The following is a 21,622-nucleotide window of genomic DNA, read 5'->3' as shown; positions in this document are numbered from 1 at the left end:
CTTTTTGCGTCAGCCGCGTTCCCAGATCGACCAGACACCCATTAGCGTCGCTGCATTGCCGAGGATGAAGTGGGAGACGATCGGCCCGGCAAGGTTCCGATACTTCAGGTGCAGCCAGCCCCAGACGATGCCGGAGACGAGTGCCACTACGGCAAGCGATTGCGAGTAGTGCAGGTGCAGGGTCGAGAAGATCAGCGACGTGATCACGATGGCCGACATCGGGCGTGTCTTGCCGGGCATGAGATCGGCAATCGCCGTCAGCAGAACACCGCGGCAGATCCATTCCTGGAGTGGCGCCACCAGGATGTAGGTGTAGACGGTGATCGTCACCAGTTTCGGATCGAGGAGCGGCGTACCCTCGAGCTCCGGATAGAGGAGGGTGCGGAAATAGGCCATGGCGGCCAGCGCGACGACACTGATCGCAAGCCCCATCCCGATCGACTTCCAAAGGTTTTCCATCCGGATGCCCATGTCGTGCCGCGTCAGACCGCATCGCACCGTCAGGCCCCAGATGACGAAGGCGCCCCATATTTCCATCACGCGCGAGGTCCAGAACATGACCTGCGCCTGGTGGGTTTCCCGTAGGTTGGTCAGGATGATGCTGTTCACCAGGGCATAGATATTTATCATCAGGACCATGGTGACGAAGAGGAAGGCGAGCGCGTGGTAGCGCCGATCGGCTTCTTCCAGTGCCACGAATTGTTGCCGGAGCTTTCCGTAGCTTGCCGACAGTTGCGCATAGATCTTGCGGAAGAACAGGGTTGCAAGCTCGGGCCGATCGCTGAGGAACTCGCGATATTGCGAGCGATCGATCTTCCAGCCGCGAACGGGGGTCAAGGTCCGGGCTGAGGCACTGCGCGGATCACCGCTGATCAGGCCAAGCTCTCCGATCAGCGAGCCGTCGCCGGCGATCGCCAGAACGTTTCCGCTCGCCTCGTCATAGACCTCGACCTCGCCCTCGGCGATCAGGATCGCGAAGCTGCTGTCGTCGCCTTTGCGAAACATCACCGTGCCCGCCGGATAGTCGACCGGATCGACATGGCTGCGAAAGGCGGCGAGATAGCTGTCGCTGACCTTGATCGCAGTGTGTTTGAGAAGTTTTTCGGAAAACTCCCGGTGTCCGGCCAGTTCCGCCGCGTCGACCGTGCTCATCTCGTGTCCGCCCAATTTGGATTTGGGCGGATACTACTGATTTTGTTCAGAAATCGCAGAGCTCTCTGTCGGCCAATTCTGGGGCGATTCCTGGAGCTTTCTCAGAGACGCGATACGCTCGCCAGTCGCGGAAAAGACTTGATCTTGACTTCGTCGATCCGAGCGGGGCGCCCGAGATAGTAGCCCTGGCCAAGCTCAATGCCGAGTTCGTGCATCAGTTCCACATGATCGGCGGTCTCCAGGCCCTCGATCAGGATCTTCAGACCGCGATTGCGGATGAGGCGAATGATGTCCTCCAGCATTGCGCGTCCCGCCGGACGTCGGGCGTCCTGTAGGAAGGAGCGGTCGATCTTGACCGTATCGAAGGGGAAGAGACGCAGCCAGGAAAGGCCGGCAAAGCCTGTGCCGAAATCGTCGAGCCAGATCCGGACGCCAAGCGCCTGGAGGTCCGTAATGCAGCGGATCACATCCGACTGCCCTTCCATGTCGATACCTTCGGTGATCTCGAAGGCCAGTTGCGAGCCCGCAACGCCGGTTTCCTCGAGGATCGTCGAAACGGCAAGGGCAAAGCCACGCGACTTGAGCTGGATTGCCGAAACATTGACGCTTGCCATCGGCGCAATACCGGTCGCGAGCACCTCGGTGCAGGCCTGGCGGATCGCCCAGAGGCCGAGATCAAGGATGGTGCCGGTGCGCTCAGCGACGGGGATGAACTGCGCCGGAGAGAGCGGCGTGCCGTCGATCATCTTCATCCGCATCAGCGCTTCCACCGCCTCGACGCGGCCTGTGCGCATGTTCTGGATCGGTTGGTAGACCAGGTGCACGAGATCGTTCTTGACCGCCATCCGCAAGGTTGCAGCAATATTTTCATTGTCATCGCTGGTGAGCGGGTCGTTCGGATTGAACAGACGAATGCAGTTTCGACCATTCGCCTTGGCCGAATAAAGCGCCCGGTCGGCCTCGTTGATGATGCGTTCGAGCTTCGGACTGCTCTGAGGACGCGTGTAGGAAGCGCCGACGCTCACCGTCACAACCGCCTGGCCATCGCGTCGCTGGTCGTGGACGAGGTGCAGTCCTTCGACAGCACTGCGGATGATCTCGCAGAGTGCCATCACCTGGTCGCGCCCGGTGACGCGCGAAAGCACGATAAACTCTTCCCCACCATATCGTCCGACCGTGGCATTCAGGGGTTTCAGCGTTTCGTTCAGAACATTGGCAACCAGGATCAGGCACCGATCGCCGGACTGGTGACCGTAAAAATCATTGTATTTTTTGAAGAAATCGACATCGACCAGAATGGCGGCAAACGCCTTGCCCTCCGCTTGCCACTCGTTCCAGTAGTCCCGCAGACGCTTATCGACGGCGCGGCGGTTTTCTACACCCGTCAGATAGTCGGTGTTCGAAAGGCGTTCGAGCGCGACCCCACGCTTTTCCGCTTCCTTATGCTGGTGCGCTGCCTCCAGCGCGTTCAGGAAGACGTTGTAGCGTTCACCGTTGAGCTTCCAGTTCACATAGGAGGTGAAGACAAAACAGGAGACATAGAAGAGGCCAAAATTGATAGTGTAGACCAGATCGTCGGGGAACATGACCAGCATGCTGCCCAGCAGAATCCCCAGGACCACGATCGATGTGATGACGGACAGCACGAAGGGGAAGATGAAGAACAGGTTGGCCCCCATCATGAAGATGGTGCCGAATATCATGTAAAGGCGGATGCTTTCGACAGCGGTGGTCTGAAGTGCCGGTATCAGCCAGACGACATAGCCAGCGACGATGGCGGATGCCGAAATCACCTCGATGACCCGGGCACTCGCCTTGCTCCAGCAGCTGATCTCAAGAACCGCAATCGAACCCACGGCGACGATCAGGCGCGCAAGCATCGTGGTCGGTGCCACGTCAGGTATGAGAATTAGGTCACTGACGGCGAACAGAAGGTAGACCAAGACCGCAACCCACAATCCCTGTCTGGCTGCAATGACCCGGGCAGGGGCGGTATGGGTCTGATAGATGCGGCGCAGCGTCGCTTCCGATGCCAGGGATGGGCAGGTCTTGCCCGAGGCCTCAAGGTCTTTGAGCGCAGCGTACGACATGATTGGTTCCATCGGTCTCCACTGCACCGTGTTGAAGGTCAGACCTGGCAGGGACTTTGGTCCGTCTCTCAGGCATCTTTCACCACTGGCTCTCTCTTACGGCAGGAAACGCTCGCCTTGCTGAGGTTCCGGCACACATTATCATATCCGAGTATCGTGTCTCGGCGCTTCGGCGCGCGCCTGGCGGCGCACACGCGTCTGCGCTGTTAACCAAGCTCCTTAAAAGTTACCAAATAGAGTCGCGTATTCTCGCAGCTGCACATATGGTAACTGAAGTATTAACGAGTTTAGCGTTTTTCAGGGTGTGCGGCATATGCGACAGGTTGATTTCTCATTCGATGGCGAGAGCCTAATTACTCCAGAAGCGATAGCAGCTCATGTGGTCGCTCCTGGCACTACCTGGCAGGACGATGAGTTCCTGACTGCCCGAGCAGCTCTGGGATTGACCCTTGGGATTGCCTTGCAGCAATTCGAGCAGGGCGCGGATCCACAACAGATCATTCACCGTATCGCCGGTTCATTGCACGAGCTGCGTATGCGCTACTCGCCGAGTGTCTGGCAGCAATTGATCCCGATTGCCCAGCAGCATCCTGTTGCGCGATATTTTCTTGAGGATCCCTTTACCCGCTGGTCGTTTGAAAAGCCGCGTGGCTATTCCGGCGACGCCCAGCTGCTCGATTTCATCTATGGGCATTCCAGTGTTGCCGATCGCATTTCCGGGGCATCGCCGCTCGGCAAGGCCCTTTACGACTACACGAAGGACGCATCCTCATCTGTCGCAGTGCGCGAACGCCGCGATCTTCTGACGCAACATGTTGATGCAATTGCATCTTCGCGCGGTGCTGGGACGGAGGTGTTGACCATCGCTGCAGGGCATCTGCGGGAGGCAAACCGCTCAACCGCCTTGAAGGAAGGGCGCCTGAAGCGCTGGGTTGCCCTTGATCAGGATCCCTTGAGCGTCGGCTCCATCAGCCGCGATTTCGCAGGCACCTGCATCGAAGCTGTCGATGGCTCTGTGCGCGGTATTCTCGGTGGTCGCTACGATCTGGGCAAGTTCGATTTCGTTTACGCGGCGGGCCTCTACGACTATTTGAACGACAAGGTCTCGATCAAGCTGACGCAGCGCTGCCTCGACATGCTGAAGCCGAACGGGGTCTTCCTGTTTGCCAATTTCGCCACCGACATTCAGGTCGATGGTTACATGGAAAGCTTTATGAACTGGGCGCTGCTGTTGCGTTCCGAGACTGACATGTGGCGCATCATCAATGGTAGTGTTGGCGATATGCCGGTCGAAGGCACAGTTCGCTTCGGCCAGAACAAGAACATCGTCTACGGCATCATTCGCAAGCTGTCTTGAAATGAAACAGCCCTCCGCAGCGTCAGGACTGCGGAGGGCTGATTTGTCTCCAAATGGGACAAAAATAAACTGCGTTTCTTCGGGTCACCCCTCGATATCGGGGGGAAATCGAGCCCAGCCCTGGCTCATCAGGTGTTCCTGGGGCTGGAAGCGTGTCTTGTAGCCCATCTTTTTCGAGCCCTGTACCCAATAGCCGAGATAGACATGCGGCAGACCCAGCGCTTTGGCCCGGCGGATGTGGTCGAGCACCATCATCGTGCCGAGTGACCGCTTTTCCATTTCCGGATTGTAGAACGAGTAGACCATCGACAGCCCGTCGCTCATCAAATCGGAAAGCGCGACGGCAATCAGTTCTCCACGCGGTTGTGATGAAATCCCGTCTCCGGGGCTGCGCAGGCGATACTCGATGACCCTCGTCTGCACATGGCTGTCCTCGACCATGATCGCATAGTCGAGCGCCGACATATCCGACATACCGCCGTTCTGATGACGATGGTCGAGATAGTGCCGGAACAGGGAGAACTGTTCTGTCGATGGCTGTGCCGGAAAGACCGTCGAGACGATATCGCGATTGGTCGCCTCGACCCGCCGGAAGCCGCGACTTGTCTCAAACTCATTGACCAGAACCCGGACTGACACGCAGGCCCGACAGGATTCGCAGGCCGGGCGATAGGCGATGTTCTGCGACCGGCGAAAGCCCCCTTGCGTCAGGAGATCGTTCATTTCGCTCGCACGCTGCCCCACGAGGTGGGTGAAAACCTTCCGCTCCATCTCTCCCGCGAGATACGGGCACGGCGCAGGCGCCGTCAGATAGAATTGCGGGGAGGGATTGGTCTGCGTGTTCATTAGCGGATGAAGAGAATCCTTTGGCGTGACCGATAACAACTAGGATGGCGCAAGAATGAAAAAGGTCAACACTCCGGCTCCAGGGCCGGAGTGCTTTGTCTCGCGAAATCCGAATAAGTATCAGTAAGTGCGGACGGCGGCCGTGCCGAGCAGAAGATCATGCACCAGGCGCGAACGCTCGATGAACAGGCCAGCCAGCAGGACCAGCGGTGTCAGCACCGAGTTCAGGATCCAGAACAGCGCCAGATGAGCGACGGCCGTGACAAAATCGATCTTGCGACCGTCGAGGCGGATCATTGCAATTCCCATCATCCGCATCCCGGGCGTCGCCTGCGACGCGCCACCCACGGACATGCCGAAATAGAGTGCGGCCACGACGAAGAACAGGATTGGATAGAGCAGCCAGCCGAGGCCGAGCGTCAGAATGCCGAGGAAGAAGACGACAACGGCCGCCGGTATCCAGAGGAGACCGATGAACAGATAGTCGACGAGGAAGGCAAAGACGCGCCGCGAAAGCACGCCGCTATAGGCGCGCCAGTCCTCGGGGGCGGCATAGGACGAGTTGCTGTCGAGGCTCATGGCGGGCTCCTTTGAGGTTCTTCTTCAGATATGGGGAGCCCGTTGCCGAATACAATAATCCGGCAAGATCAGCTGCGCTTGGCGAGCAGGCGGGCCACCTCGGGCGCGAAATAGGTGAGGATTCCGTCGCAGCCGGCCCGCTTGAAGCAGAGCAGTGTCTCCAGCATCGCGCGTTCCCCGTCGATCCAGCCATTGGCAGCGGCGGCCTTGATCTGGCTGTATTCGCCCGACACCTGATAGGCAAAGACCGGCAGCCCGAAGGCCTCCTTGATCCGCCAGCAGATGTCGAGATAGGGAAGCCCGGGCTTGACCATCAGCATGTCAGCGCCTTCCTCGACATCGAGCGCTGCATCGCGCACCGCCTCGGTACCGTTGGCCGGATCGATGTAATAGGTCTTCTTGTCCCCCTTCAGGAGGCCGCTGGTCGAGATGGCCTCGCGATAGGGCCCGTAGTGGCAGGACGCAAACTTGGTCGCATAGGACATGATCCCGACCCCCTGGTGCCCGGAGGCATCGAGACCCCGGCGGATCGCGCCGATGCGTCCATCCATCATGTCCGAGGGCGCGATGATGTCGGACCCGGCATCGGCCTGGGCGATCGCCGCCTTGACGATCTGGTCGACCGTCTCGTCATTGACGATCTCGCCATCGCGCAGGATCCCGTCATGGCCATGGCTGGTGAACGGGTCGAGCGCGACGTCGGTGATAACACCGATATTGGGTGCGGCCTTCTTGATCGCCGCCGTCGTCTGGTTGATCAGATTGTTCGCCTCGAGGATCTGCGAGCCGGTCTCGTCGCGCAATGACAGCTCGATGTTCGGGAAGGTCGCAAGGGCCGGAATGCCGAGATCGGCGGCTTCCCTGGCGGTCTCAACCGCCTTGTCGACGCTCATTCGGAAAACCCCCGGCATGGCGGCGATCGGTTCCATGATGCCTGAGCCGGGCACAACGAAGATCGGCCATATCAGATCATCCACCGTCAGCCGGTTTTCCTGGACCATGCGGCGCTGCCAGTCGGCCTTGCGCAGCCGGCGCATGCGCCGATGGCCGGTGACTGCGTCTACCTGATGTGTCTTGTCCGTCATGATCCCGATCCTCGCACTATATCCGGCTGCTGATTAGCACGACCCCAGGAGCTTGCAAAACGGAAGGCGCCAACAGAGCGCACAGGCCTCTCCATCGACACGGGGCAAGACCGCTTTGATCGAGATGAGCAGGGGAGGGAGGGCCGCCCATGCTGGCGAAGGTCTTGTCCCGCGCCTATCTTCTCTCGCATGGAAGCTGATTCGTCCAACACGCCCCTTCGCAGCCTGACGGAGACCATCTTCGTCCTGTTCCTGCGTGTGGTGGCGCTCGCCTGCCTCTGGTTCGGGCTGCAATACTGGGCGCTCCTCGTCGGCTACAGCCACGATGGTCTCGGACGTTTCGATCTTCTGTCGACACCCTGGCGCGTCGCGGCCACCGGCCTTGCCGTGGTCTTTCCCGTCGCCGCGCTGGGTCTGTGGCTGGCCGGCTCCTGGGGGCCGGTCATGTGGCTGCTTGCGGCGGGTGGACAGGTGCTGATGTTCACGGTCTGGCCGGAGACCTTCGGCAGCAACCCGCTGGCTGTCACCATGCATGGCGTGGTCTTCGTGGTCTTCATCCTGTTCCGCCTGGCGTTGTGGCTCGAAGGGAGACACAAGCAGGAGCGTATAACGGTTGATTTACCCTGATACGATGAGAGGCTCTGGTAAGCCTCTGTTAAGCCTGCGTTTTAAATAGAATTTTATGCGCATTGGATACGGTCCTCACCAAGGCGGGAGAAAAAACCAACACCGCCAAACAAAACAGTGAGGCAGACCGATATGAACACCAAGCTCAAGCCGCAGCCGGCCACTCTCGACCCGCAGGAAGAAGCGATCCGTTCGCTCTACCTCGAATCCCTCCACCTCGTCGAGCGTCTTCACCGCCGCCTTCTCGATGTCATCAAGGACGAGTTCGACCGCAAGGGGCGCTCCGACATCAACGCCGTCCAGGCACTCCTGCTCTTCAACATCGGCAATTCGGAACTGACCGCCGGTGAACTGCGCTCGCGCGGTTACTATCTGGGCTCGAACGTCTCCTACAACGTCAAGAAGCTCGTCGACCTCGGCTTCATCAACCACCAGCGCTCGCGTGTCGACCGTCGCTCGGTCCGCATCAGCCTGACCGATGCCGGCCAGGAGATCGCCGAAACCGTCGCCAAGCTCTATGAGCGCCATATCGGCTCGATCCAGAAGGTCGGCGGCATCGGCACCGACGAGTTCACCCAGATGAACAAGCTCCTGCAGCGCCTCGACCGCTTCTGGAACGACCAGATCCTCTATCGCCTCTGAGGCTCCCTGAGACGACCTCCAAAGCGATCCACCGCTCGAAACCGGATGCTTCCCGCGAAGCGTCCGGTTTTCGCGTTTGGTCCTCACGAGGCGTTGTCCGGGCTACACACTCCCGTGACGGAACCGCAATGTGACACGAATTGGCCATATTGATATGGGACCGCCGGAACGAGTAGAGGAGGCGTCTCGACAGCCTCCGATCAACCTCGTAACGCATAGTTGAGTCTGTCTGGCGGCGCTTTGTTAACCATGGCGCGTTATGCGTTTGGTTTAGGTTCAGGATGAAACGGTAGGAAATATGTCCAAGACGTCAGGAATTGTTGCTCTTTCGCGCCGCTCGCTGCTTCGTGGGGCCGCTGCCGCAGGTGCGGCCGCTTTCGCCGGGCAGGCCATGGCGCAAGACGCAGTCAATGACCTCATCAACGCGCCGCGCCGCGGGAACTGGGATGACCAGTTCGACGCCCAGGCATCGCGCACGGTCGCCGCAGTCTCGTCCAACACGCCGATGCTGAGCGCCAGCAACCTGATCAACATGCAGCAGGCGATCGGTCAGCACCAGATGATCGTTTCCAATGGCGGCTGGCCGACGGTCAATGCGCCTGCGGCCCTGCGCATCGGCGCCATGGACCCGGCCGTCCAGAGCTTGCGCCAGCGTCTGATGATCTCAGGCGATCTGCCGCGCGAAGCCGGTATGTCGAACTCCTACGATTCCTACGTCGAAGGCGCGGTGAAGCGCTTCCAGGCGCGTCACGGTCTGCCGGAAGACGGCGTGCTCGGCGAATTCACCGTCAAGGCGCTGAATGTCGGCGCCGATGTCCGTCTGAACCAGCTGAACACCAATCTCGTCCGTCTGCAGGCGATGTCGGGTGATCTCGGCCGCCGTTACGTCACGGTCAACGTGCCGGGCGCCTCTGTCGAAGCCGTCGAGAACGACCGTGTCGCGCTCCGCAACACCGCTGTCGTCGGCCGTATCGACCGCCCGACCCACATGATCAACTCGAAGATCTACCAGGTCATCCTCAACCCGTACTGGACGGCGCCGCGCTCGATCATCGAGAAGGACATTGTGCCGCTGATGCGCAAGGATCCGACCTATCTGACGCGCAACGCCATCCGTCTGTTCGACGGCAACGGCAACGAAGTGCCGCCGGAAACGGTCGACTGGAATGCAGAGAAGGCACCGAACCTGATGTTCCGTCAGGACCCGGGCAAGATCAACGCCATGGCCTCGACCAAGATCGACTTCCACAATCCGCACAACGAATACATGCACGATACGCCCCAGCAGGGCCTGTTCAATAAGCTGATGCGCTTCGAATCCTCGGGCTGCATCCGCGTGCAGAACGTGCGTGACCTCGTCACCTGGCTGCTGCGCGATACGCCGGGCTGGTCGCGCCAGGAAATCGAGCGCGTCATCACCACCCGCCAGAACACGCCCATCAAGCTGGCCGAGGAAGTGCCTGTTTATATCGTCTACATCACCGCCTGGTCGACGCGTGACAACATCGTCCAGTTCCGCGACGACATCTATCAGAAGGACGGCGATGCCCAGTTGGCGCTTCAGGCCAATCTCGGCGTCGAGCAGTTTGCCGGCTCCGTGGACGAGGATTTCGTTCCGCTGCAATAAGCAGCCCCTTCTGAACGTCGCATGGATTTCCAAAGCCGCGCCTCGTGCGCGGCTTTCTCGTTTATTCACTGCGGCCATTCGCCCCTGCGCGCCAATTGATCCGCAAATGTCGTTCTCCGTATTGCTCTCGTGACTGCGGAAGTTTAAGACCCCACAGCATCAAACGCTTTTGAGGAGCCAGCGATCATGTCGAACAACGATGCCTTCTTTTCTCGTTCTCTCGCCGATACCGATCCGGAGATTTTCGGTGCGATCGAGAAGGAACTCGGTCGTCAACGCCACGAAATCGAGCTGATTGCTTCTGAAAACATCGTCTCGCGTGCCGTGCTCGAAGCCCAGGGCTCGATCATGACCAACAAGTACGCGGAAGGCTATCCGGGCAAGCGCTACTACGGCGGCTGCCAGTTCGTCGATATCGCCGAAGAACTCGCCATCGAACGCGCCAAGAAGCTCTTCGGCGTCAACTTCGCCAACGTCCAGCCGAATTCCGGTTCTCAGATGAACCAGGCCGTCTTCCTCGCGCTCTTGCAGCCGGGCGATACCTTCATGGGTCTCGACCTGAATTCGGGCGGTCACCTGACCCATGGTTCGCCGGTCAACATGTCCGGCAAGTGGTTCAACGTCGTCTCCTACGGTGTGCGTGAAGACGATCACCAGCTCGACATGGAAGACGTGGCCCGCAAGGCCGAGCAGCACAAGCCGAAGCTGATCATCGCCGGTGGCACCGCCTATTCCCGCACCTGGGACTGGAAGCGCTTCCGCGAAATCGCTGACTCGGTTGGTGCCTACCTGATGGTCGACATGGCCCACATTGCCGGTCTCGTTGCCGGTGGCCAGCATCCGTCGCCGTTCCCGCACTGCCATGTCGCGACCTCCACGACCCACAAGTCGCTGCGTGGTCCGCGCGGCGGCATGATCCTCACCAATGACGAGGATCTGGCAAAGAAGTTCAACTCGGCCGTCTTCCCGGGCCTCCAGGGCGGCCCGCTGATGCATGTCATCGCCGCCAAGGCCGTTGCCTTCGGCGAAGCGCTGAAGCCGGAATTCAAGGACTACGCCGCTCAGGTCGTCAAGAACGCCAAGGTTCTGGCTGACACGCTGATCAAGCACAATCTCGACATCGTTTCGGGCGGTACCGACAACCACCTGATGCTGGTCGACCTGCGCAAGAAGAATGCCACCGGCAAGCGTGCGGAAGCCGGCCTCGGCCGGGCCTACATCACCTGCAACAAGAACGGCATCCCCTTCGACCCGGAAAAGCCCTTCGTCACCTCCGGTATCCGTCTCGGCACCCCGGCCGGCACGACGCGCGGCTTCAAGGAAGCCGAATTCACCGAAATCGGCAATCTGATCGTCGAAGTTCTCGACGGCCTGAAGGTCGCCAATTCGGATGAAGGCAATGCTTCCGTCGAGGCAGCCGTTCGTGACAAGGTCGTGGCCCTGACCGACCGCTTCCCGATGTATCCCTACATGTAAGGCTGAAGGCTGATGCGCTGCCCCTTCTGCGGATCGGATGAAACCCAGGTCAAGGACTCGCGACCGGCGGAGGACAACACCTCCATCCGCCGGCGTCGCATCTGTCCGGATTGCGGGGGGCGCTTCACCACCTTCGAACGTGTGCAGCTGCGCGAGCTGATGGTCCTGAAGAAGACCGGCCGCAAGGCACCCTTCGATCGCGACAAGCTGGTGCGGTCTTTCCAGATCGCACTGCGCAAGCGCCCGGTGGATGCCGAGCGCATTGAGCGCGCCGTGTCCGGCATTGTGCGCAGGCTCGAAAGCTCCGGTGAGACGGAGATATCCTCGGAAGAAATCGGTCTGCAGGTGCTCGAAGCCCTGAAGACCCTCGATGACGTCGCCTTTGTGCGTTACGCCTCGGTCTATCGCGATTTCAGCCATGCCGAGGATTTCGAAAACGTCATTGCCGAGATCAACGCCAAGATCTCCAGAGACAGCACGGCGGACTGAAGACGTGTCCATCACCGCCCGCGACGAACGGTATATGCGGGAGGCGATCGAGCTGTCGCTCGCCCATGTGGGCCAGACCGGTCCCAACCCCTCCGTAGGATGTGTCATCGTCAAGGATGGCGAAGTCGTCGGCCGAGGCGTGACCGCGCTTGGCGGACGGCCGCATGCCGAACCGCAGGCCATCGCCGAGGCGGGTGAGAAGGCGAGGGGCGCAACGGCCTATGTCACGCTTGAGCCCTGTTCACATCATGGCAAGACCCCTCCCTGCGCCAATGCAATCGTCGCCTCCGGTATCGCGCGAGTCGTGGTTGCCGTCGCCGATCCCGATCCGCGCGTGTCGGGACGCGGACTGAAGATCCTCGCGGATGCCGACATCGAGGTGACCATCGGCATCCTCCAGAAGGAAGCCCGCCGCGCCATGTCCGGCTATCTCACGCGCCAGACGAAGGGTCGCCCGCAAGTGACTCTGAAGCTTGCCGTTTCTGCCGATGGCATGCTCGGACGCGTGGGCGCAGGGCAGGTGGCTATCACCGGGCCTGCAGCCCGTGAGACAGTTCATCGACTGCGCGCGGAAAGCGATGCGATCCTCGTCGGGATCGGGACGGCACTTGCCGATGATCCGGAGCTGACGGTGCGCCTGCCGGGTCTCGAAAGTGCTTCGCCAGTGCGTATCGTGCTGGATCGGAAGGCAGAGCTGCCGGTCACCTCCAAACTGGTGAAGACCGCCGGCAGTGTGCCTGTGCTGGTTGCCGTGTCGCCCGGGGCATCCGGAAACCGCGCTGCGCTCGGGGACAAGGGCGTGGACGTCGTCGAGGTCGGCGGGATCGAGGAACTGCTCGCTTTGCTCGCCCAGCGCGGCATATCCTCTCTGATGGTCGAAGGCGGCGCACGCGTCGCTGCCGATCTTCTGGCGCGCGGACTGGTGGACCGGATCCATCTGTATGATTCAGCGGTGATCGTCGGCGAGGGCGGTATCGCCTCTCCGATAACAGCCGGTCGCCTGCCTGCCGGCTTCGTCAAGGTGGACGAACGACAGGTCGGCGCCGACCGGCTGCAGATTTTCGAGCGGCTTCCCGCCTCTGCCTGGCTTTAGCGCCAGAACAGCAGAATGAGCAGGATGAGCGGGATCGGTACGCCGATCAGCCAGAGAAGAATGCCACGGCCCATGATGTGCCTCCAAATCGGTGTTGCGAGGCGACCTCCTCCGGGCGCCTTTCACATCGGAAACACTCTGCTTGAGACAAAGGTTCCAAAGTCCGGAAAAAGCCCCGTGTCCGAGGACACGGGGTTTGAGTTGGGGGGATTTAGGGAGGCGGGGACTGGAGATCAGCGGACGTAGAACGTCACACCACCATTGGCGGCCTGCTCAGCGCCGACGATGTTGATGAGCTCGACATTCTGGCCCTCGAGCTTCTGGGCGAGCGGACGATTGGCAATGACGGCGGCCTGAACGAGGCGGGCTTCCTGGGAGGTGGAAGACAGATTGCCGAAGCGTTCATAGGCCGGATCAGTCGACTGCAGCTCGTCGATGCGCACGACGTCGAACTCCGTCGGCGACATCTTCTGTATCGTGGTTTCGATCTTGGTCTCGGGCATTTGCGCGTGAGCCGGCATGGCGGCAAAGCTTTCGGCACCAAAGGCAATCGCTGAGAGGGCGGAGGCACTGAGGATGGTTGCAAAGCGATTCATGGTCCTGTTCCTTTCGAGGATGTTTGCGATGGCGGGGGATTCCGTCGCTCGCTTGCAAATAGAAGGTGGGATGGCTCTGTGGCCGAATCCAGATGCTAACAGACTGATTTACATTAAAGATTTGTCACGCAATTGGCCCGATTTTCGCCTCCATTAGCGAGGCTGGAACAATCGATCGGCAAGGGTCTCGGCCCAAGCCCGGCAGCCCATGTCCGCAACGCCGATCCGCCCCCGCGCAAAAACACTTGCCTTCCGGGATTTGGCGTGGTTTGACCGCGTTTCTGTTCGGCCAGGGGCCGCAATACCATTCAAGATCGGATCGGACCTATGGGAAACAAGACGGCTTCGCCGCATTTGCTGATCGTTGAGGCACGCTTCTATGACGACATGTCGGACGCACTGCTCGATGGTGCGAAACACGCGCTGAACGAGGCAGGTGCGACCTTCGACGTGATCACCGTTCCGGGCGCGCTCGAAATTCCGCCGGCGATTGCCATGGCACTCGATGCGATGGACGACGAGGGCACGCATTACGACGGTTTCATCGCGCTCGGCATGGTCATCCGCGGCGAGACCTATCACTTTGACATCGTCGCCAACGAATCCTCGCGCGCCCTGATGGACCTCGCGGTCTCCGAGTCGCTTGCGATCGGCAATGGCATTATGACCGTCGAGAACGACGAGCAGGCCTGGGCCCGCGTCAAGCGCAGCGAGAAGGACAAGGGCGGTTTCGCAGCCCGTGTGGCCCTTTCCATGATCGAACTGAAGAAGAAGCTGGGTGGCTGATCGATGAGCGGCGAAGGCAAGCATCCGGTGAAACCGGCAAACCAGCGCGGCGCCGCCCGCCTCGCAGCCGTGCAGGCGCTCTACCAGATGGACATCGCCGGCTCCGGCGTCCTCGAAGTTGTCGCCGAATACGAGGCCCATCGCCTCGGCCAGGAAGTCGACGGCGAAACCTATCTGAAGGCGGACGCCTCCTGGTTCCGCTCGATCGTCGCGGGCGTGGTGCGTGACCAGACCAAGATCGATCCGATGATCGCCAATGCGCTCCAGGACGACTGGGCATTGTCGCGCATCGACAGCACGGTCCGCGCTATTTTGCGTGCTGGCACCTTCGAATTGATCGAGCGCAAGGATGTGCCGATCGCGGTTATTGTAACGGAGTATGTCGAAATCGCGCAGGCCTTCTTCCCTGACGATGAGCCGAAGCTGGTCAACGCCGTTCTCGACCGCATTGCAAAGCAGGTTCGCGCTCCGGCGCAAAAATAGGACATAGACAGATGAGCATGGCGACGGAGGCAGGGCTGGACGGACAATTCTCGACAGCCCGGCGGAATGTCGGCCTGCTCGCTGTGGCCCAGGCGATCCTGGGCTCTGCCCCGCCGCTCGCCTTCGCCGTCGGTGGACTCGCGGGCTTCCAGATGCTTGGCGCCGACAAGTCGCTCTCGACCGCGCCGCTGACTGGCTTCAATATCGGGGTCGCACTCGGCGCCATTATCGTCGCTGCCGCATCCCGAGTTCTCGGTCGCCGCGAAAGCTTCATGGTCGGCGCGCTGATGGGCGCGCTGGGCAGCGCGCTTGCAGCCTTTGCGCTCATCCAGTCGAACTTTTGGCTGTTTGCCTTTGCCCTTCTGTTGATGGGTGTCTCGGGCGGCTTTACCCAGAAAATCCGTTTTGCCGCCGCCGATGCATCGCCGAGCTTTTACAAGGGCAAGGCGATTTCCTGGATCCTGGCAGCCGGCATCATCTCCGCGATTGTCGGCCCCCAGATCGCAATCTGGTTCAAGGATTCGCTCGCCCCCGTCACCTTCGCCGGCGCCTTCCTTGCCATGGTCCCGCTGCTGCTCTGCGCGATCGCCGTTTTGTTCTTCCTGAAGCTTCCGACTTTTGCCGAGAGGAAGGCCGAGGCATCGGGCCCGACGAGGCCGCTGCGCGAGATCGTCATGACCCAGCGTTTTCTCACGGGCATGATCTGCGGCATCAGCTCTTACGCCCTGATGACCTTCATGATGACCGGTGCGCCGCTCGCCATGGTCATCGGTTGCGGCTTCTCATCAGACCTCGCGACCCTCGGTATCCAGTGGCACGTCATCGCGATGTTCGCGCCGAGCTTCTTCACTGGGGTGCTCATCACCCGCTTCGGAGCCGAAAAGGTGGTTGCCGCCGGCCTGCTGATCCTCATGGCCTGCGCTATCGTCGCCCATTGGGGTATTGCCCTCTGGAACTTCTGGGGCGCGCTGGTCCTGCTTGGTATCGGCTGGAACTTCGGCTTCATCGGCGCAACTGCAATTGTCGCGTCGAGCTATCGGCCTGCCGAAGCCGACAAGGTCCAGGGTTTCCATGATATCATCCTGTTCTCGACGGTGGCGCTGTCGTCCTTCTCTTCCGGCAAGGTATTCACTGCCTTTGGCTGGACGGTGATGAATCTGGTTATCTGGCCGATCACGATCGCCTGCCTCTTGCTGGTCCTTCTGCAGCTACGCTCAGCCGCCCGCAAACCCGCCTGAGTTCCTGTATAACCGCGAAATATGCGTACTTGACGCCGCCAAAAGCGCGACGCAATCTCGCCACGCGTTGACGAGGTCTCGGAGGAGGGGGCCTGAGTCTGCGAGTCACGGCCCGCGATGAGTGAGGCGCGGGCTATACGGGAGGGTATTGCGAATGACGGTTCTTCTAGGCGTAATTTTATGCGGACTTCTGTCCGTGGTCTACGCGGTCTGGGCGACGCGCTCGGTGCTCGCGGCTGACCAGGGCAATGCCCGAATGCAGGAAATTGCAGGCTATATTCGCGAGGGTGCTCAGGCTTACCTCACTCGGCAATACCTGAACATCGCGATCGTCGGCGCCGTTGTCTTCGTCGGCACTTGGCTTCTTCTCTCCGCTTCCGCTGCCGTCGGGTTCCTGATCGGTGCGGTCCTCTCCGGCGCCGCCGGCTTCATCGGCATGCATGTCTCGGTCCGCGCCAACGTGCGCACGGCTCAGGCCGCCTCGCACAGCCTTGCTGCCGGTCTCGACATCGCCTTTAAGTCCGGTGCGATCACTGGCATGTTGGTCGCCGGTCTGGCACTGCTCGGCGTCGCCATCTACTTCTACGTTCTGACTGCTGTCCTGGGCCATGCGAGCGGTTCGCGCGTTGTCATTGATGCGCTCGTCGCTCTCGGCTTCGGGGCCTCTCTCATCTCGATCTTCGCCCGTCTCGGCGGTGGTATCTTCACCAAGGGAGCCGACGTCGGTGGGGACCTCGTCGGCAAGGTGGAAGCCGGCATTCCGGAAGACGATCCGCGCAACCCGGCCACCATCGCCGACAACGTCGGCGACAATGTCGGCGACTGCGCCGGCATGGCAGCCGACCTGTTCGAGACCTATGCGGTATCGGTCGTTGCGACCATGGTTCTGGCAGCCATCTTCTTCGCCGGTTCTGCGGCCCTCGACATCGCCATGGTCTATCCGCTGGCCATCTGCGGCGCCTGCATCATCACCTCGATCATCGGTACCTTCTTCGTCAAGCTCGGCACCAACGGATCGATCATGGGCGCGCTGTACAAGGGCCTGATTGTCACCGGACTTCTGTCCGTGGCCGGTCTCGCGCTTGCGACCTCACTGACCATCGGTTGGGGCTCGATCGGCACGGTTGACGGAATGGAGATCACGGGCGTCAACCTGTTCATCTGCGGGATTATCGGCCTTGTCGTTACCGCGCTGATCGTGGTGATCACCGAATACTACACCGGCACCAACAAGCGTCCTGTCAATTCGATTGCTCAGGCGTCGGTGACCGGCCACGGGACCAATGTCATTCAGGGCCTGGCCGTATCGCTGGAATCGACGGCGCTGCCGGCCATCGTGATCGTTGGCGGTATCATTGCCACCTATATCTTCGCTGGCCTCTTCGGAACCGCGATTGCGGTCACCACCATGCTCGGCCTTGCTGGCATGATCGTCGCACTCGACGCCTTCGGCCCGGTCACCGACAATGCCGGCGGTATTGCCGAAATGTCCCATCTTCCGCCGGAAGTGCGCAAGTCGACTGATGCGCTCGATGCCGTCGGCAACACCACCAAGGCCGTCACCAAGGGCTATGCCATTGGCTCGGCCGGCCTCGGCGCGCTGGTGCTCTTCGCCGCCTATGCCAATGACCTCGCCTACTTTGCCGCGAACAGTGCGCAGTATCCGTATTTCGCGGATATGGGCCCCATCTCCTTTGATCTCTCCAACCCCTATGTCGTCGCTGGCCTGATCTTCGGCGGCCTCATCCCGTACCTGTTTGGCGGGATCGCCATGACGGCGGTTGGCCGCGCAGCCGGCTCGATCGTCGAGGAGGTACGCCGGCAATTCCGCGAGAAGCCCGGCATCATGCAGGGCACCGACAAGCCGGATTACGGCCGTGCCGTCGATATTCTGACGCGGGCGGCCATCAAGGAGATGGTTGTTCCTTCGCTGTTGCCGGTGCTTGCCCCGCTCGTCGTCTATTTCGGCGTGCTCCTGATCTCCGGTTCCAAGGCTTCCGCCTTTGCCGCACTCGGTGCATCCCTGCTCGGTGTCATCGTCAACGGCCTCTTCGTGGCGATCTCCATGACCTCGGGCGGTGGTGCCTGGGACAATGCGAAGAAGAGCTTCGAGGATGGCTTTATCGACAAGGATGGCGTCAAGCATCTCAAGGGTTCGGATGCGCACAAGGCATCCGTGACAGGTGATACCGTCGGCGATCCCTACAAGGATACTGCCGGTCCGGCCGTCAACCCGGCCATCAAGATCACCAATATCGTCGCTCTATTGCTTCTGGCGATCCTCGCCGCCTGACACGCGACCGAAACAAAGAAGACCGCGGAAGGCAACTTCCGCGGTCTTGTGATGTCTCGAGTAACCCAAAGGACCGTTCGGTCCCCCAAGTCTCGTCTTATTGGCCGCCGAAGATGTTGCGCACCGTGTTGGCAGCGCTGCTGCCGCCGGACAGCATCTGCTGCAGGAAGGTGAGATCGCGGCCGCCTGTCGGGGTGGTACGGGAAATCGTATCGAAGACGCGGCCGTCCTGCAGGGTGTAGTTGGCGCGCTGCGTGACGATGCCGTCCTTGTCGAAGTAAATGGCGAGGATCTGCTGATCGACGAGCTGCGGTTTCATGAAGGCGACGGAGCGGGTACGCTTCTGGGAGATGTAATAGAACACCTCACCGTCGAAGGTCGCCGTGGTTGAGGGGGTGCCCAGCGACAAAAGCACCTGCTCGCGGCTCGAACCAACCGGCACGAGGTCGAGAGCCGCTTGATCGACGACGTAACCGTTGTGGAAGACCTCGGAGGTCTGGCAGGCGGAGAGGCCGATGGTAATGGCAAAAGCAAGTGCGGTTGTGCTCAGAAGCTTCCTGTCCGACTTGAAATTCCTGATATCCACGCAAACGTCTCCCATGACTGTCGATGGCACCTTCTGGATGCCGCATCGCTTTGCGCATAGCATTGTGGCCTTTCCGGGGAAAGCTGCCGCAAGTCCTGCGCTGCCGTTTTGCCGTTCAATCTGCCGCGAGATGCGGCATCTGTGCCGGATATCGGCATTGCAATTCACGCCTGCTTCGGTAAACCAGCTTTCGCAATCATGCAACACGACCACGTTCGGGCTCACCACTTCGGTCGGCTCTTTTTGGTGAACTTGGATGGTATTCGGCTTCTTTCGGCAGAAAAGAAACAATCAGGTGATCGTCGAGCGCCAGTATGGCGCGCTGACGTCTGCTGCCCGCACTCCGGCCTTCTACCTGGATATGAATGTCCCGGACACCGTGATGGGCCGGTTCGAAATGCTGACCATCATGTTGATTCTGTATTTCCGCCGGACCGCGAAATCCCCGCGCAGCGGCCAGGAGATCGCCCAGAACATCATTGATGCCTTCTTTGAAGACGTTGATCATTCGATCCGCGAACTGGGCGTGGGCGATCCCAGTGTGCCCAAGCGCATGAAAAAGCTCGCTGGCATGTACTACGGGCGGCTGGAATCCTACGCGGCAGCCCTGGACAAGGACGAACGCGACGCCCTTGAGGCTGCACTGAAGCGCAATATCCACCCGGAGCAAGGCGAGGCGGCACCGTCCATGCAGGCACTCGCCGACTGGATGTTCGATGCGGAGAAGGCGCTTGCGGCTCTGGATGAGACTGAAATCGAAACGGGCATGGCCCGTGTGTCCGTCCCCAGTGCCTGAATTGTCGGAAGCGCCTGAGGCGTTACGATTGCGGGCCGGATGGTAGAATGAGGATTGATTAGATGTCAGGCAGCACTGCGAGGGACCCTCGCGAGTTCACCTACCTTGTGAAGGTCGCCCATATCTCGGCAAACCCCGTGCAGGTGCATGTGGAGGCGGACGAGCGCGAGCGTTCCGGCCTTGCCGAACTGTGGAAGGTTGAGGCCGTCAATCGCCTGTCTGCCGATCTGCAGATCGCCCGCTGGAAGAAGGACGGTGTGCGGATCAAGGGCCATGTGACAGGTGAACTGGTGCAGGCCTGCGTGGTGACGCTCGACCCGGTGGTCTCCACCATCGACCAGGAGATCGACCAGATCTTCGTGCCGGAAGGCTCCAAGCTTGCCCGGATCGTCCTTGATGGCGCCGGCGAAATGGTGCTCGATCCCGAAGGCCCGGATCTTCCCGAGACCTTTACGGGCGACACGATCGATGCAGGCGCTTTGGTGGCCGAATTTGCGGCGCTGGACATTGATCCCTATCCGAAAAAGGAAGGCGTTGCCTTCTCCGGACATGTTGAAAGCAAGGTCGAGGAAGACAGGAAACCCTCTCCCTTTGCCGTATTGAAGGACTGGAAAAAGGATTGATCATCCCCCATCTCCGCTTTCAGGTGGGTTGTCTGCCGATGGAAAAGCGGTATTTTGGCCGAAAATATCGCTGACCAGCGATGAAGAAGGGTCAGGTCTAAGTGATCAGAATTTCTGTCGACGTCATGGGTGGAGACTTCGGTCCCGAAGTCGTCATCCCCGGAGCCGCCAAGGCACTCGAGCGTCATCCCGATGTTACCTTCCTTCTCTTTGGCCAGCAGGAACGCTGCCTGCCGATCCTTGAGCAGTTTCCCAAACTGAAGGAAAAATCGACCTTCCATCATTGCGATGTCTCCGTCAGCATGGATGAGAAGCCGAGCCAGGCTCTGCGCCGCGGGCGCTACGTTTCCAGCATGTGGCGTTCGATCGAAGCCGTGAAGACGGGTCAGGCCGATGTCGCGGTCTCCGCCGGCAATACCGGCGCGCTGATGGCGATGGCGAAATTCTGCCTTCGCACCATGGCAACCATCGAACGCCCGGCGATTGCAGCGATCTGGCCGACGCTCTCGGGTGAAAGCATAGTGCTCGATGTCGGCGCCGGCATCGGTGCTGATGCCCAGCAATTGCTCGATTTCGCCGTTATGGGTGGCGCCATGGCGCGCGCCCTGTTCGAGATCGAAAAGCCGATGGTCGGTCTGCTCAATGTCGGCGTGGAAGAGATCAAGGGTCAGGAAGAGGTCAAGGAAGCCGGTCGCCTGATCCGCGAGGCCGGGCTCGACACCATCGACTATTACGGTTTCGTCGAGGGCGATGATCTGGGCAAAGGCACGGTCGATGTCGTCGTCACCGAAGGCTTCACCGGCAATATTGCGCTGAAGACGGCCGAAGGCACGGCGAAGCAGATTGCGGAATATCTGCGCGCTGCGATGTCGCGGACCTGGATGGCCAAGCTTGGATACATTCTCGCCAAGGGCGCCTTTGATCGTCTTCGCGAGAAGATGGACCCCCGCAAGGTCAATGGCGGCGTCTTCCTCGGACTGAATGGCATCGTCATCAAAAGCCATGGCGGCACGGATGCCGAAGGCTTTGCGGCGGCTCTCGATGTGGGCTATGACATGGCCCGAAACGGTCTCACGGAGAAGATCGAAAACGACTTGAAAAAATATCACGCGCGGCATCCGTCTCCGGCCGGCCCTGAAGCGGCGTGAAAGGTAGGAA

The 21,622-nt window shown here is 60.4% G+C and carries 21 protein-coding genes; 14 read left to right on the top strand and 7 right to left on the bottom strand.

Going from position 1 to position 21,622, the window contains the following annotated elements; translation table 11 throughout:
* Nucleotides 1-9 precede the first annotated feature (9 nt).
* Nucleotides 10-1,152 (bottom strand): cyclic nucleotide-binding domain-containing protein, encoded by a 1,143-nt coding sequence (locus AC1PUL_RS10295; RefSeq protein ID WP_480468241.1) that lies wholly within the window; start codon nt 1,150-1,152, stop codon nt 10-12.
* 101 nt (nt 1,153-1,253) lie between these two features.
* Nucleotides 1,254-3,242, bottom strand: coding sequence for a putative bifunctional diguanylate cyclase/phosphodiesterase (locus AC1PUL_RS10290; protein WP_480468239.1), 1,989 nt, complete (start codon nt 3,240-3,242; stop codon nt 1,254-1,256).
* 313 nt (nt 3,243-3,555) lie between these two features.
* Between AC1PUL_RS10290 and AC1PUL_RS10285 the strand changes: the two genes are divergently transcribed.
* A complete protein-coding gene (locus tag AC1PUL_RS10285; protein WP_480468238.1) occupies nt 3,556-4,599 on the top strand; it encodes a class I SAM-dependent methyltransferase in 1,044 nt (347 codons plus the stop codon).
* An 84-nt stretch (nt 4,600-4,683) separates the two neighbouring features.
* Here the strand turns inward: AC1PUL_RS10285 and AC1PUL_RS10280 are convergent, their stop codons facing one another.
* From AC1PUL_RS10280 to hemB, 3 genes are all read right to left on the bottom strand, one after another.
* The gene (locus tag AC1PUL_RS10280; protein WP_480468237.1) at nt 4,684-5,445 is read right to left on the bottom strand and encodes an arginyltransferase; all 762 of its coding nucleotides are present in this window, start codon (nt 5,443-5,445) and stop codon (nt 4,684-4,686) included.
* A 120-nt stretch (nt 5,446-5,565) separates the two neighbouring features.
* The gene (locus AC1PUL_RS10275; RefSeq protein ID WP_480468236.1) at nt 5,566-6,024 is read right to left on the bottom strand and encodes an RDD family protein; all 459 of its coding nucleotides are present in this window, start codon (nt 6,022-6,024) and stop codon (nt 5,566-5,568) included.
* A gap of 68 nt (nt 6,025-6,092) precedes the next feature.
* Nucleotides 6,093-7,109 carry a porphobilinogen synthase gene (gene hemB / locus AC1PUL_RS10270; protein WP_480468235.1) on the bottom strand — a complete coding sequence of 339 codons (1,017 nt, stop codon included), beginning with the start codon at nt 7,107-7,109 and terminating at the stop codon, nt 6,093-6,095.
* 189 nt (nt 7,110-7,298) lie between these two features.
* On the opposite strand from hemB, the gene AC1PUL_RS10265 reads away from it, so the two are divergent.
* The 6 genes from AC1PUL_RS10265 (at nt 7,299) to ribD (ending at nt 13,063) form a co-directional block, all read left to right on the top strand.
* Entirely contained in the window at nt 7,299-7,736 is a 438-nt protein-coding gene (locus tag AC1PUL_RS10265) for a DUF6163 family protein (protein WP_298462250.1), read from the top strand.
* A 132-nt stretch (nt 7,737-7,868) separates the two neighbouring features.
* On the top strand, nt 7,869-8,378 hold the full coding sequence (gene ldtR, locus AC1PUL_RS10260) for a transcriptional regulator LdtR (RefSeq protein ID WP_102021346.1): 510 nt from the start codon (nt 7,869-7,871) through the stop codon (nt 8,376-8,378).
* A 298-nt stretch (nt 8,379-8,676) separates the two neighbouring features.
* On the top strand, nt 8,677-10,005 hold the full coding sequence (locus tag AC1PUL_RS10255) for a L,D-transpeptidase family protein (protein WP_298462252.1): 1,329 nt from the start codon (nt 8,677-8,679) through the stop codon (nt 10,003-10,005).
* A gap of 186 nt (nt 10,006-10,191) precedes the next feature.
* A complete protein-coding gene (gene glyA / locus AC1PUL_RS10250) occupies nt 10,192-11,481 on the top strand; it encodes a serine hydroxymethyltransferase (protein ID WP_298462255.1) in 1,290 nt (429 codons plus the stop codon).
* A 12-nt stretch (nt 11,482-11,493) separates the two neighbouring features.
* The gene (gene nrdR, locus AC1PUL_RS10245; protein ID WP_298462258.1) at nt 11,494-11,970 is read left to right on the top strand and encodes a transcriptional regulator NrdR; all 477 of its coding nucleotides are present in this window, start codon (nt 11,494-11,496) and stop codon (nt 11,968-11,970) included.
* Nucleotides 11,971-11,974: 4 nt separating this feature from the next.
* Nucleotides 11,975-13,063, top strand: a complete 1,089-nt coding sequence (gene ribD, locus AC1PUL_RS10240; RefSeq protein WP_480468233.1) for a bifunctional diaminohydroxyphosphoribosylaminopyrimidine deaminase/5-amino-6-(5-phosphoribosylamino)uracil reductase RibD — start codon at nt 11,975-11,977, stop codon at nt 13,061-13,063.
* A gap of 233 nt (nt 13,064-13,296) precedes the next feature.
* On the opposite strand, the gene AC1PUL_RS10235 is transcribed toward ribD, so the two are convergent.
* Nucleotides 13,297-13,659: a hypothetical protein gene (locus AC1PUL_RS10235; RefSeq protein WP_480468232.1), complete on the bottom strand. Its 363-nt coding sequence runs from the start codon at nt 13,657-13,659 to the stop codon at nt 13,297-13,299.
* 327 nt (nt 13,660-13,986) lie between these two features.
* Here AC1PUL_RS10235 and ribH point away from each other — a divergent pair, with 327 nt between their 5' ends.
* From ribH to AC1PUL_RS10215, 4 genes are all read left to right on the top strand, one after another.
* Nucleotides 13,987-14,445, top strand: a complete 459-nt coding sequence (ribH, locus tag AC1PUL_RS10230; RefSeq protein ID WP_480468230.1) for a 6,7-dimethyl-8-ribityllumazine synthase — start codon at nt 13,987-13,989, stop codon at nt 14,443-14,445.
* A gap of 3 nt (nt 14,446-14,448) precedes the next feature.
* On the top strand, nt 14,449-14,928 hold the full coding sequence (nusB, locus tag AC1PUL_RS10225; protein WP_480468228.1) for a transcription antitermination factor NusB: 480 nt from the start codon (nt 14,449-14,451) through the stop codon (nt 14,926-14,928).
* An 11-nt stretch (nt 14,929-14,939) separates the two neighbouring features.
* Entirely contained in the window at nt 14,940-16,166 is a 1,227-nt protein-coding gene (locus tag AC1PUL_RS10220) for an MFS transporter (protein WP_480468227.1), read from the top strand.
* Nucleotides 16,167-16,320: 154 nt separating this feature from the next.
* A complete protein-coding gene (locus AC1PUL_RS10215; RefSeq protein WP_480468226.1) occupies nt 16,321-18,459 on the top strand; it encodes a sodium-translocating pyrophosphatase in 2,139 nt (712 codons plus the stop codon).
* A gap of 97 nt (nt 18,460-18,556) precedes the next feature.
* On the opposite strand, the gene AC1PUL_RS10210 is transcribed toward AC1PUL_RS10215, so the two are convergent.
* A complete protein-coding gene (locus AC1PUL_RS10210; RefSeq protein WP_480468225.1) occupies nt 18,557-19,060 on the bottom strand; it encodes an outer membrane protein assembly factor BamE in 504 nt (167 codons plus the stop codon).
* A gap of 241 nt (nt 19,061-19,301) precedes the next feature.
* On the opposite strand from AC1PUL_RS10210, the gene AC1PUL_RS10205 reads away from it, so the two are divergent.
* From AC1PUL_RS10205 to plsX, 3 genes are all read left to right on the top strand, one after another.
* Nucleotides 19,302-19,841 (top strand): ubiquinol-cytochrome C chaperone family protein, encoded by a 540-nt coding sequence (locus tag AC1PUL_RS10205; RefSeq protein ID WP_480468224.1) that lies wholly within the window; start codon nt 19,302-19,304, stop codon nt 19,839-19,841.
* A 62-nt stretch (nt 19,842-19,903) separates the two neighbouring features.
* Nucleotides 19,904-20,464: a YceD family protein gene (locus AC1PUL_RS10200; protein WP_480468222.1), complete on the top strand. Its 561-nt coding sequence runs from the start codon at nt 19,904-19,906 to the stop codon at nt 20,462-20,464.
* Between the two features lie 101 nt (nt 20,465-20,565).
* On the top strand, nt 20,566-21,612 hold the full coding sequence (plsX, locus tag AC1PUL_RS10195; protein WP_480468221.1) for a phosphate acyltransferase PlsX: 1,047 nt from the start codon (nt 20,566-20,568) through the stop codon (nt 21,610-21,612).
* Nucleotides 21,613-21,622: the final 10 nt, after the last annotated feature.

The sequence above is a fragment of the Rhizobium sp. P43 genome, from assembly GCF_056730705.1.
Note: the sequence above shows the minus strand (reverse complement) of the source record. Positions and strands in the feature narration are given on the sequence as shown.

Excerpts from the sequence above, each read along its gene's own strand:
- AC1PUL_RS10295 (WP_480468241.1), bottom strand. The coding sequence starts at position 1,152 with ATGAGCACGGTCGACGCGGCGGAACTGGCCGGACACCGGGAGTTTTCC.
- AC1PUL_RS10290 (WP_480468239.1), bottom strand. The coding sequence starts at position 3,242 with ATGTCGTACGCTGCGCTCAAAGACCTTGAGGCCTCGGGCAAGACCTGC.
- AC1PUL_RS10285 (WP_480468238.1), top strand. The coding sequence starts at position 3,556 with ATGCGACAGGTTGATTTCTCATTCGATGGCGAGAGCCTAATTACTCCA.
- AC1PUL_RS10280 (WP_480468237.1), bottom strand. The coding sequence starts at position 5,445 with ATGAACACGCAGACCAATCCCTCCCCGCAATTCTATCTGACGGCGCCT.
- AC1PUL_RS10275 (WP_480468236.1), bottom strand. The coding sequence starts at position 6,024 with ATGAGCCTCGACAGCAACTCGTCCTATGCCGCCCCCGAGGACTGGCGC.
- hemB (WP_480468235.1), bottom strand. The coding sequence starts at position 7,109 with ATGACGGACAAGACACATCAGGTAGACGCAGTCACCGGCCATCGGCGC.
- AC1PUL_RS10265 (WP_298462250.1), top strand. The coding sequence starts at position 7,299 with ATGGAAGCTGATTCGTCCAACACGCCCCTTCGCAGCCTGACGGAGACC.
- ldtR (WP_102021346.1), top strand. The coding sequence starts at position 7,869 with ATGAACACCAAGCTCAAGCCGCAGCCGGCCACTCTCGACCCGCAGGAA.
- AC1PUL_RS10255 (WP_298462252.1), top strand. The coding sequence starts at position 8,677 with ATGTCCAAGACGTCAGGAATTGTTGCTCTTTCGCGCCGCTCGCTGCTT.
- glyA (WP_298462255.1), top strand. The coding sequence starts at position 10,192 with ATGTCGAACAACGATGCCTTCTTTTCTCGTTCTCTCGCCGATACCGAT.
- nrdR (WP_298462258.1), top strand. The coding sequence starts at position 11,494 with ATGCGCTGCCCCTTCTGCGGATCGGATGAAACCCAGGTCAAGGACTCG.
- AC1PUL_RS10235 (WP_480468232.1), bottom strand. The coding sequence starts at position 13,659 with ATGAATCGCTTTGCAACCATCCTCAGTGCCTCCGCCCTCTCAGCGATT.
- ribH (WP_480468230.1), top strand. The coding sequence starts at position 13,987 with ATGGGAAACAAGACGGCTTCGCCGCATTTGCTGATCGTTGAGGCACGC.
- nusB (WP_480468228.1), top strand. The coding sequence starts at position 14,449 with ATGAGCGGCGAAGGCAAGCATCCGGTGAAACCGGCAAACCAGCGCGGC.
- AC1PUL_RS10220 (WP_480468227.1), top strand. The coding sequence starts at position 14,940 with ATGAGCATGGCGACGGAGGCAGGGCTGGACGGACAATTCTCGACAGCC.
- AC1PUL_RS10215 (WP_480468226.1), top strand. The coding sequence starts at position 16,321 with ATGACGGTTCTTCTAGGCGTAATTTTATGCGGACTTCTGTCCGTGGTC.
- AC1PUL_RS10210 (WP_480468225.1), bottom strand. The coding sequence starts at position 19,060 with ATGGGAGACGTTTGCGTGGATATCAGGAATTTCAAGTCGGACAGGAAG.
- AC1PUL_RS10205 (WP_480468224.1), top strand. The coding sequence starts at position 19,302 with ATGGTATTCGGCTTCTTTCGGCAGAAAAGAAACAATCAGGTGATCGTC.
- AC1PUL_RS10200 (WP_480468222.1), top strand. The coding sequence starts at position 19,904 with ATGTCAGGCAGCACTGCGAGGGACCCTCGCGAGTTCACCTACCTTGTG.